Here is a 10,515-nt window from a genome sequence, read left to right as displayed (position 1 = left end):
CGCGACCGCGCCGACGGCCCCGACGGGCTGCGCTGGCGCGGGTTGGGCAGGACGGCGGCCAGGCGCGCGGCCTGCACCAGGGTCAGCCGGTCGGGGGTGGTGCCGAAATGGTCGCGCGCCGCGGCATGGATGCCGAAGATGCCCGGCCCGAATTCGGCCAGGTTCAGATAGACTTCAAGGATGCGGGCCTTGGACCACAAGGCCTCGATCTGCGGCGTCAGGATCGTTTCGGCGGCCTTGCGCGGCCAGCTGCGCGTCTGCCACAGGAACGCGTTCTTGGCGGTTTGCTGGGTGATCGTGGACGCCCCCCGCGACGACCCCGACGCGACCACCTTGCGGATCTCGACCATGTCGAAACCCCAGTGACTGCAGAAATTCGCGTCCTCGGCCGCGACCACCGCGCGGCGCATCACGGGGGCGATGTCCGCCAGCCGCGTCCATTCGCGCGGGGTCAGCGGGTGCTGGCGCGCGGCGCCGACCATCGTCCAGGTATGCGGCGGGTTCACGACGCCATAGATCGCCACCGACCCCAGCATCACCAGCACCGCCCTCAGCGCCAGAAAGCGCAGCCAGAACATCGGCCTGCCGCGCCTGCGGGCGGATCGGGCCGGTTCGGTCTTGGGGGGGTGGGCGCGGCGCAGGATCATGCCCGCATGTCTCATGGTGCGGCGCTTTGCGTCAAGCGCACCTTGCCAGCCGCGCGGCCCCGCGCCACCCTGCCCGCGAACAACCGCCCCGAGGATGCCATGACCCGACGTGCCGCGCCGATCCTGCCCCTGCTGCTGGCCCTTGCCGCCCCCGCGCTGGCACAGCCGATGCTGTCCCTGCCGCTGGCGCCCGATGCCACCATGACCAGCGTCACGCATGATTGCGACGACGGGCGTCAGGTGGCAGTGACCTATGTGACGTCGGGGGACGATGCCTTGGCGCTGGTCACGCTGGAGGACGGCCCGCGGATCTTCGTCAACGTGATCGCGGCATCGGGCGCGCGCTATGTGGCCGGGGCGCTGGAATGGTGGACCAAGGGCGACCAGGTGACGTTCACCGACGCCATGTCGGACGCGGACCCCGTCACCTGCACCGCCCGGCCTTGAAACGCAGCGCGGCCCCGCAAGGGGGCCGCGCCGGATGTCATTCCGCGGGAACCGCGCGGGTCTGGTCCACCGCCTCGATGGGGTGGGACAGGTGCTGCAGCATCTCCTTGGGGCAGACCTGCAGGAAGTTGCCCTTCTCGCGGTCCCAGTTCGACAGGATCTCGTCGGCGCGACGCGAGCCGGTCTCCTTGAGGTGCCGTTCGATCAGGCCCTTCAGCTGATCCTCCCAGTGGTCCTGGGTCACCGCGCACATCACCAGCGTTTCCGGGTTGATGTAGTCGCGCGCCAGCCCCTCGGGGTCGTACAGATAGGCCATCCCCCCGGTCATGCCCGCACCGAAGTTCGCGCCGATCCGGCCCAGAATGACGGCCACGCCGCCGGTCATGTATTCGCAGCCGTTCGACCCGCAGCCCTCGATCACCACGCTTGCACCGCTGTTGCGAACCGCGAACCGCTCGCCCGCCCGGCCCGCCGCGAACAGATGCCCGTTCGTCGCGCCATAGAGGACCGTGTTGCCGATGATCGTGTTGTCGGCCGCGACCAGCGGGCTGGCCATCGGCGGCCGCACCACGATGGTGCCGCCCGACAGACCCTTGCCGACATAGTCGTTGGCATCGCCCGAGACCTCGATCTTCAGCCCCGGGGCCGCGAAGGCGCCAAGCGACTGCCCGGCGCTGCCGGTCAGGCGGATCGTCAGGTGGTCGGGCTGCAGGTTGTTGCGCATCCCGAACTTCTGCACGATCAGCGACGACGTGCGCGTCCCGATGGTGCGGTGGGTGTTGCGGACCGCATAGGACAGCTGCATCTTCTCGCCGTCCTCGAAGAAGCGTGCGGCGTCCTTGACGATTTCCGCATCCAGCGTGTCCAGCACGGCATTGCGCGGCTTGGTGCGGTCATAGACGATCTTGTCCGCGCCATCGACGGTGATCAGCAGAGGGTTCAGGTCCAGATCGTCCAGGTTCGCCGCACCCCGGCTGACCTGGGTCAGCAGGTCCGCACGGCCGATGATCTCGTCGATCGAGCGCGCCCCGATGGATGCCAGGATCTCGCGCACCTCCTGGGCATAGAAGGTGATCAGGTTCACCACCTTGTCCGCCGACCCGGTGAACATGGCGCGCAGCTTCTCGTCCTGGGTGCAGACGCCCACCGGGCAGGTGTTCGACTGGCACTGGCGGACCATGATGCAACCCATCGCGATCAGCGCGGCGGTGCCGATGCCGTATTCCTCGGCGCCCATCATCGCCGCCATGACGATGTCGCGGCCCGTGCGCAGACCGCCATCGGTGCGCAGCGTCACCCGCTCGCGCAGGCGGTTCATGGCCAGGACCTGATGCGCCTCGGTCAGGCCCATCTCCCAGGGCAGACCCGCGAACTTGATGGACGTGGCGGGCGAGGCGCCCGTGCCGCCATTATGGCCGCTGATCAGGATCACGTCGGCCTTGGCCTTGGCCACGCCCGCCGCGATCGTGCCCACTCCGCTGCTGGCGACCAGCTTGACGGTGATCTTGGCGCGCGGGTTGATCTGCTTGAGGTCATAGATCAGCTGCGCCAGATCCTCGATCGAATAGATGTCGTGATGCGGCGGGGGGCTGATCAGCGTCACGCCCGGCGTCGAGTGACGCAGACGCGCGATCAGCTTGGTGACCTTCATGCCGGGCAGCTGGCCGCCCTCGCCGGGCTTGGCACCCTGGGCGACCTTGATCTCCAGCTCCTCGCAGGCGTTCAGGTATTCGGCGGTGACACCGAAGCGGCCGGAGGCGACCTGCTTGATCTTGGCGCAGGGGTTGTCGCCATTGGGCAGCGGGTGGCTGTGCGCCGGGTCCTCTCCGCCCTCGCCCGAATCGGACTTTGCGCCGATCCGGTTCATCGCGATGTTCAGCGTCATGTGCGCCTCGGGCGACAGCGCCCCAAGCGACATGCCCGGCGTCACGAAGCGCTTGCGGATCGAGGTGATCGATTCGACCTCCTCGATCGGCACCGGCTTGCCGAAGGGCTTGATGTCCAAGAGATCGCGGATGTGGATCGGCGGGTTGGTCCGCATCGTGGCGCTGAACTGCTTCCAGATGTCATAGGACGCCTTTTCGCAGGCCACCTGCAGCAGCTTCATGGTATTGGCTTCCCAGGCGTGCTTTTCACCCGTCCGCCGCAGCTTGTAGAAGCCGCCGACCGGCAGCATGTCCACGTTGTCGGTGCGGAAGGCGACCCGGTGCAGCGCCTCCAGCTTGGCCTGCAGCCCGTGCAGGCCGATGCCCGAGATCCGCGACTGCATGCCGGGGAAATATTCCGCGACCATGGCGCGCGACAGGCCCACCGCCTCGAAGTTCAGACCGCCCCGATAGGACGACAGGACCGAGATGCCCATCTTGGCCATGATCTTCAGCAGGCCCGCGTCGATGGCCGTGCGATAGCGGCGCATGTTCTCGACCAGGGTCCCGGTCAGCAGCCCGCGCGCGATCCGGTCGTCGATCGAATCCTGCGCCAGATAGGGGTTCACGGTCGTCGCGCCGCAGCCGATCAGCACCGCAAAGTAATGCGGGTCGATGCATTCCGCCGACCGCACGTTGACCGAACAGAAAGTCCGCAGGCCCTTGCGGGTCAGCCAGGAATGCACTGCGCTGGTCGCCAGGATCATCGGCATCGCGACCCGACCAGGGCCCTGCGCGTCGTCAGACAGCACCAGATGGCCCGCGCCCGACCGCACGGCATCCTCGGCCTCGGCGCGGATGCGTGCCAGACCCTCACCCAGGGCGTCCGGCCCCGCGCCTTCGGCAAAGGTGCAGTCGATGACGGTGACGGTGTCGCCGAACATCTTGACCATCTCATCGTATTCGCCGTTGGCGATGAACGGGCTCTCCAGCACCACGATCTCGGTCTGGGCACTGCTTTCGTCCAGCACGTTCTTGAGGTTGCCGAAGCGTGTCTTGAGGCTCATCACCCGCGTCTCGCGCAGGCTGTCGATCGGCGGGTTCGTCACCTGGCTGAAGTTCTGGCGGAAGAAATGGCTCATCGGGCGGTACTGGTTCGACAGGACCGCAGGCGGCGTGTCGTCACCCATCGACGCGATGGCCTCCTTGGCATCCTCGGCCATGGGGGCCAAGACATGCTCCAGATCCTCATGGGTGAACCCGGCCGCGCTCTGCCGGCGGCGCAGGGCGTCGCCCTGATACCGCACCACCTCGGGCAGGTCGCGCATGATGTCATTCAGCTCGGTGACCTTCTCGATCCACTCGCCAAAGGGCTGGCTGCCGGCCAGGCGGTCCTTGATATCGGTGTCGTGGTACAGCTTGCCGTCCCACATATCGACCGCGATCATCTGCCCCGGCCCCAGCGCGCCCTTTTCGCGCACGCCGGTCTCGTCCACCGGGACCATGCCGACCTCGGAGCCCGCGATCAGCAGGTTGTCGCCCGTCACGACATAGCGCATGGGGCGCAGCCCGTTGCGGTCCAGACCGCCGCAGACCCAACGCCCGTCGGTCATGGCCAGCGCCGCGGGGCCGTCCCACGGCTCCATCACCGCGTTGCAATAGGCGTACATGTCCGCCCAGGCCTTGGGCATGTCGGTGGTGGCCTTGGACCAGCTTTCCGGGACCAGCATCGTCTTGGTCATCGGCGCGGACCGCCCGGACCGCACCAGAACCTCGAACACCGCATCCAGCGCCGCCGAATCCGACGACCCGGCGGGCACGATCGGCTTGATATCCTCGGCCGCGTCGCCAAAGGCCGACGATGCCATGCGGATCTCGTGGCTGCGCAGCCAGTTCAAGTTGCCCTTCAGCGTGTTGATCTCGCCGTTATGGGCCAGCATGCGGAAGGGCTGGGCCAGCCACCATTGCGGGAAGGTGTTGGTTGAATAACGCTGGTGATAGATCGCGAAGGCCGATTCAAATCGCTCGTCCTTCAGGTCGGGATAGAATTCGGCGACCTGCTCGGCCAGCATCATGCCCTTGTAGATGATTGACCGGCAGGACAGCGAACAGAAATACAGCTCGCGCACCTGCGCCGCGATGGCGGCCTTCTCGATGCGGCGGCGGATGATGTACAGTTCGCGCTCGAAGCGGACCTGGTCGATGTCCTTCTCGCAGCGGATCAGGATCTGCTCGATCTCGGGGCGGGTGGCGTTCGCCTTCTCGCCCAGCACGGCGGTGTTCACCGGCACATGGCGCCAGCCATAGATATAGTGCCCCATCCGCAGGACCTCGGATTCCACGATGGTCCGGCAGGCCTCCTGGGCGGCAAAGTTTGTGCGCGGCAGGAACACCTGGCCGACCGCGATCAGCTTGTTCTGATCGGGTTCGTGTCCCGTGCGGCGCACCTGGTCATAGAAGAACGGCACCGGGATCTGGACGTGGATGCCCGCGCCGTCGCCGGTCTTGCCATCCGCATCCACCGCGCCGCGATGCCAGATGGCCTTCAGCGCGTCGATGCCGTTCTGCACGACCCGGCGGCTGGCCTTGCCGTCCAGATCGACCACGAAGCCCACGCCGCAGGACGAATGCTCGTCCTCCTCGCGGTACAGGCTGTTCTGGTCCATCCATGCGCGGCGGGCTTCTTCCTGTGCTTGCCAGTCCATGGTCATGATGCGGCCCTTTCCTGCGGGATCTGCGTCAGCAACTGATCGCAGTCGAATTGTGGGGTTGTGGAACCGAACCCGGCCTCGCCGGGAAAGGTGAACAGCACGGGGCTGTCGTCGGTCTCGGTCTTGGCGCCGGTCCAGTCGCTGCCGGTCTCGGTCCCGCCATAGAAGCGGTTGAACTCGCGGCTGATGTACTGGCTGCCCTCGCGGGTGATTAGAACCTCGCCGCCGGCGTCGCGGGTGGTCAGCCGGAAGCGGGTCCGTTCCAGTGCCTGGCCATCGATCGTGACGGTCTCTCCGGTCAAGGTGTCGGCGCCCTGGTGGTGCAGCCGCTGGCCGTCATCGGTTTGGGTCCAGAAGTCGAAATCATCGCGCCCCGTGGCCAACAACTCGCTGAAGCTGGCATGGTCATCGGCCTCCTCGACCAGCCGGTCGATCAGGCCGGACGACATGCTCTGGCTCTCGATCCAGCGGGTCTCAGCGTCGATGGTGGACAGGTGGTACAGCCCCTCGCGCCCGAAATGGGCGCTGTGCTGATACCCTTGGGGATCTGCACTGCAGGTATAGTACTGGCTGACGGTGCAGCTGCGGTTCTGCACCGTGACGTTCAGCGTGCAGCCCGCGGGCGGCGTGAAGCTGGCCGCCCCCGCCTGCCCCGCCGCCAGCATCCCGCCCGCCAGCACCAGAAGCGTCAACAGGCCCGACATGATCCCGACAGCGGGGACGGCCCGCGCCGCCGCTGCTCCATGCCGCCGTCCGCACGCTGCACGCCCCGTGTCATGGTGGTGCGCCATCGCCCTGCACCTATTCGGCGGCGATGCGGGCATCGCCCGTCAGGAAGGTCGCGATCGCGTCCGCGGCCTCGCGCCCGTCGCGGATCGCCCAGACGACCAGGCTGGCGCCGCGCACGATGTCGCCCACCGCGAACACGCCCGGGATCGAGGTCTGGTGCGTCTGGAAGTTCGCCTTGATGGTGCCCCACCGCGTGACCTCCAGCCCGTCCACGCCCCACAGCTTGGGCAGGTCCTCGGGTTCGAATCCCAGGGCCTTGATGACCAGGTCGGCGGGTTCGTCGTAATCGGCGCCCTCGATCAGCTCGGGCGACTGGCGGCCGGTGACGTCGGGCTGACCCAGGCGCATCTTCTGGATGCGCACCGAGGCGATCTGCGGCAGGCCGTCGACGTCACGCTCCTGCGCCTCGGCGGCGATGCCGGTCACGTGGCCCGCAAAGGCGCCGGGGGCCGACAGCCAGACGAACTCGACGCCCTCCTCCTCGGCGTTCTGCACCTCGCGCTGGCTCCCCGGCATGTTGGCGCGGTCGCGCCGGTACAGGCACTTGACCGATTGCGCGCCCTGGCGGATGGCCGTGCGCACGCAATCCATGGCCGTGTCGCCGCCGCCGATGACGACGACGCGCTTGCCCTTGGCGTTCAGCTCTCCGTCGTCGAAATCGGGAACGTCGTCGCCGAACTCGACCTTGTTCGAGGCGGTCAGATAGTCGATCGCGCGGACGATCCCGCCGTGATCGGCGTTGTCCAGGTCCAGGTCGCGGGTCTTGTAGACGCCCGTGGCGATCAACACCGCATCGTGCTTGCCGCGGATCGCGTCGAAGCTGATGTCCTCGCCCACGTTGCAGTTCAGCACGAACTCGACGCCGCTGTCCGCCAGCAGCTGGTTGCGGCGCATCACCACGTCCTTCTCCAGCTTGAAGCCGGGGATGCCATAGGTCATCAGCCCGCCCGCGCGGTCATAGCGGTCATAGATCGTGACCTGGAACCCCTGCTTGCGCAGCATGTCCGCCGCGGCCAGGCCGCCCGGCCCGGCCCCGATGATGCCGACCGATTCGGCACGCTCCTGCGCGGGCTTGAAGGGCTGGACCCAGCCGTTGTCCCAGGCGGTGTCGGTGATGTACTTCTCGACAGCGCCGATGGTGACGGTGCCGTGGCCCGACTGCTCGATCACGCAGTTGCCCTCGCACAGGCGGTCCTGGGGACAGATGCGGCCGCAGATCTCGGGGAAGGTGTTGGTGGCCTGGCTGACGCGATAGGCCTCCTCCAGGCGACCCTCGGCGGTCAGACGCAGCCAGTCGGGGATGTTGTTGTGCAGCGGGCAATGCGACTGGCAATAGGGCACGCCGCACTGGCTGCAGCGGCTGGACTGTTCGGCGGCCTTGGCTGCGGCGAATTCGCGATAGATCTCGTGGAAATCCTCGCTGCGGTCGGCAGCGGCGCGTTTTTCGGGCATCTCGCGCGGGGTCGAGACGAATGTCAGCATCTTCTGCGTGGCCATGGCTGCGCTACCTTCCCTGAAAGGACTTCGGCAACCGCAATAAACCAAGGCTTTTGCGATGAAAAGTCAGCAGTACTGACCTAATCGCCACTTTTTCGGTGCGCGGACCAAGTTTTTGTCCGAACACCCTCAATATTAGGTCAGCATTGCTTACATACCCAGTGCAAGTGCCAGCAACGCAAGGCTTCCGACGATGATGCGCCACCATGCGAACAGCCCGTATCCGTGCTGGGATACATAACCAAGCAGCCAGCGTACCACCACGACGGCGGCCAGAAAGGCGGTGATGAAGCCCACGGCGATGTCGTTGATCGCGCCCGCATCCAGCACCGCGCGATTCTGCCACAGGTCCAGGCTGAAGGCGCCCAGCATCGTGGGCATCGCCAGGAAGAACGAGAATTCGGCGGCCGACCGCTTGTCCGCGCCCATCAGCAGGGCACCGACGATGGTGGCCCCCGACCGCGACACGCCGGGGATCATGGCAAGGCACTGGAACAGGCCGATGCGGAAGGCCATCGACAAAGGAATGTCCTCGGTCCGGGTATAGCGGGGGGTGGCGGCGCGGCGGTCGACCCACAGCAGGACGAAGCCGCCCAGGATCAGCATGACCGCGACCAGCATCGGCGTCTCGAACAGCACCGTCTTGATGAAGCCGTGCGCCATCGCGCCGATCACCGCCGCCGGGGCGAAGGCCAGCAGGACCGCGCCGATGAACCGCCGGGCGACCGGGTCGTGGGGCGCGTCGCGCACCACCTGCACCAGCCGGGCAGCGTAAAGGCCCAGGATCGCCAGCAGGGCGCCCAGCTGGATCAGCACCTCGAAGGACCGGGCGGGCGAATCGAAGCCCAGGAAATGACCGGCCAGCAGCAGGTGGCCCGTCGACGACACCGGAATGAACTCGGTCAGGCCCTCGAGAACCCCGAGGGCGGCGGCGACGATCGTGTTGTGGTCCATCAGTGCTCGCGCAGGTTCTTGGCCGACCGCTTGATCGAATCGTACTGGCCCGACGGGCGGAAGCGCACCAGATAGTCGTCCAGGACGGACCCGGCCGCCGTGGGCACGATGCCCAGATCCGCGAAACCGCGGGCGCCGGGGGTGACGACGTTGTCCTTGCGCAGCAGGGCCAGCTGGTCGCGGCTCAGCGGGCTGGTGAACAGGCCGCCGGTGACCGCCTGCGCCACGCCCATCGCGGCCGATGCCAGTCTCGCGATCGGGAACGGCAGGTTCACCACCGCGCGGCGGCGGTGGACGGCGGACAGCACCTGCCCCACGATCTGGCGCGTGGTCAGGATCTCGGGGCCGCCCAGCTCATAGATGCCGGGGGCGGCGGCGCCGGTGGCGCCCATCACCGCCGCGCGGGCGACGTCGCCCACGAAGACCGGCTGCATCCGGGTGTTGCCGCCCACGATGGGCATCACCGGCCCCATCCGCGACATGCCCGCAAAGCGGTTGTAGAAATTGTCGTCGGCACCGAAGATCACCGACGGGCGCAGCACGACCGCATCAGGACGCGCGGCCAGCACCGCGGCCTCGCCCCGCGATTTCGACGCGATGTACGTGCTGTCCGATTCGGGATCGATCCCCAGCCCCGAGATGTGGACCAGCCGCGCGACGCCCATCTCCGCCGACAGGCGGGCGATGTTGTCGGCGCCGGTCTCGAACACGGTCTTGAAGGTGCTCTTGCCCTGCGCGTTCAGGATGTTGACGCAGTTGATCGCGGCATCCGCCCCGGCCAGGGCAGCCCGGACAGAGTTTTCGTCGCGGATGTTGCACATGACGGGGACGACCTGCCCGACCGCGCCATAGGTGCGGGTGAACAGCGCCTCGTCGGGGCGGCGGACGGCTATGCGGACGCGCCAGCCCTCCTTGGCCATCAGCCGGGCCACCTGCCGGCCGACAAAGCCCGATCCGCCAAAGATCGTGACCAGTTTCGCCATGGGCGTCTCGCCTCCCTCTGATAGGCCGAATGTCGCGTGATCCTTACCCCCGACGCGCGTTCCGGGCAAGGCTGCGCAGGGTCGCGGGCAGCTTCGCGCACCGCCTTGGCAGGTCTTGGCAAAAAACTGTCGAAAAACTTTCACGACCCCCATTGACGCCCCCCCGCACTCGCTTTAATCAGCCGCTCATACCACCTGCCCAGGTGGCGGAATTGGTAGACGCGCACGGTTCAGGTCCGTGTGCCGCAAGGTGTGGAGGTTCGAGTCCTCTCCTGGGCACCAAAAACAAAACCCCCGAAAACCTCGTGTTTTCGGGGGTTTTGCTTGTCCGGCGGGACGATCCGACCTTGGGGCTTTTCATTTCCGCGTCGGTCGCGTTCCCTCTGGCGAAACATGGGGACGTGATGAGCTTGTATCTGGGGATCGACGGGGGCGGCACGGGCTGCCGGGCGGCCATTGCCGATGCGGCGGGCCGCGTGCTGGGCCGCGGTCAGGGCGGGCCGGCAAACATCAATTCCGATCCATTCGGCGCGGTGACCAGCGTGCTGGCCGCGGCGACGGCGGCGATGGCTCAGGCCGGGGCCTCGCCTGCGGACCTGACCGCGGTGCTGGGCCTGGCGGG

8 protein-coding genes and 1 tRNA gene are annotated in these 10,515 nt (G+C 67.2%); 3 read left to right on the top strand and 6 right to left on the bottom strand.

Annotated features, from left to right (window positions below; genetic code table 11):
* Window positions 1-647, bottom strand: a 647-nt coding sequence (gene mtgA / locus FHD68_RS14890) for a monofunctional biosynthetic peptidoglycan transglycosylase (protein WP_244297878.1), incomplete at its 3' end; no start/stop codon positions are given.
* 6 nt (window positions 648-653) lie between these two features.
* Here mtgA and FHD68_RS14885 point away from each other — a divergent pair.
* The gene (locus FHD68_RS14885; RefSeq protein ID WP_127897375.1) at window positions 654-1,094 is read left to right on the top strand and encodes an MliC family protein; all 441 of its coding nucleotides are present in this window, start codon (window positions 654-656) and stop codon (window positions 1,092-1,094) included.
* 37 nt (window positions 1,095-1,131) lie between these two features.
* On the opposite strand, the gene gltB is transcribed toward FHD68_RS14885, so the two are convergent.
* From gltB to FHD68_RS14860, 5 genes are all read right to left on the bottom strand, one after another.
* Complete coding sequence (gene gltB / locus FHD68_RS14880; protein WP_164871460.1) at window positions 1,132-5,664, bottom strand: glutamate synthase large subunit; 4,533 nt, start codon at window positions 5,662-5,664, stop codon at window positions 1,132-1,134.
* Window positions 5,665-5,666: 2 nt separating this feature from the next.
* Window positions 5,667-6,374, bottom strand: a complete 708-nt coding sequence (locus FHD68_RS14875; protein WP_127897377.1) for a hypothetical protein — start codon at window positions 6,372-6,374, stop codon at window positions 5,667-5,669.
* Between the two features lie 97 nt (window positions 6,375-6,471).
* Entirely contained in the window at window positions 6,472-7,956 is a 1,485-nt protein-coding gene (locus FHD68_RS14870) for an NAD(P)-dependent oxidoreductase (protein ID WP_045982537.1), read from the bottom strand.
* 150 nt (window positions 7,957-8,106) lie between these two features.
* On the bottom strand, window positions 8,107-8,910 hold the full coding sequence (locus FHD68_RS14865) for an undecaprenyl-diphosphate phosphatase (RefSeq protein WP_127897378.1): 804 nt from the start codon (window positions 8,908-8,910) through the stop codon (window positions 8,107-8,109).
* A complete protein-coding gene (locus tag FHD68_RS14860; protein ID WP_127897379.1) occupies window positions 8,910-9,893 on the bottom strand; it encodes a complex I NDUFA9 subunit family protein in 984 nt (327 codons plus the stop codon). Before FHD68_RS14860 ends, FHD68_RS14865 begins: the two co-directional genes overlap by 1 nt.
* Window positions 9,894-10,090: 197 nt before the next feature.
* On the opposite strand from FHD68_RS14860, the gene FHD68_RS14855 reads away from it, so the two are divergent.
* A tRNA-Leu gene (locus tag FHD68_RS14855) sits at window positions 10,091-10,175 on the top strand.
* A gap of 122 nt (window positions 10,176-10,297) precedes the next feature.
* Window positions 10,298-10,515: BadF/BadG/BcrA/BcrD ATPase family protein (locus tag FHD68_RS14850; protein ID WP_280115176.1), on the top strand; the 218-nt coding region annotated here is incomplete at its 3' end.

This window comes from Paracoccus marcusii, assembly GCF_006151785.1.
GTDB classification, from domain to species: Bacteria; Pseudomonadota; Alphaproteobacteria; order Rhodobacterales; family Rhodobacteraceae; genus Paracoccus; species Paracoccus marcusii.
This window is presented reverse-complemented; position numbering and strand designations above follow the sequence as displayed.

What these genes read in the sequence shown, in the direction of transcription:
- FHD68_RS14875 (WP_127897377.1), bottom strand. Translation starts at nt 6,374, where the DNA reads ATGTCGGGCCTGTTGACGCTTCTGGTGCTGGCGGGCGGGATGCTGGCG.
- FHD68_RS14870 (WP_045982537.1), bottom strand. Translation starts at nt 7,956, where the DNA reads ATGGCCACGCAGAAGATGCTGACATTCGTCTCGACCCCGCGCGAGATG.
- FHD68_RS14865 (WP_127897378.1), bottom strand. Translation starts at nt 8,910, where the DNA reads ATGGACCACAACACGATCGTCGCCGCCGCCCTCGGGGTTCTCGAGGGC.
- gltB (WP_164871460.1), bottom strand. Translation starts at nt 5,664, where the DNA reads ATGGACTGGCAAGCACAGGAAGAAGCCCGCCGCGCATGGATGGACCAG.
- FHD68_RS14860 (WP_127897379.1), bottom strand. Translation starts at nt 9,893, where the DNA reads ATGGCGAAACTGGTCACGATCTTTGGCGGATCGGGCTTTGTCGGCCGG.
- FHD68_RS14885 (WP_127897375.1), top strand. Translation starts at nt 654, where the DNA reads ATGTCTCATGGTGCGGCGCTTTGCGTCAAGCGCACCTTGCCAGCCGCG.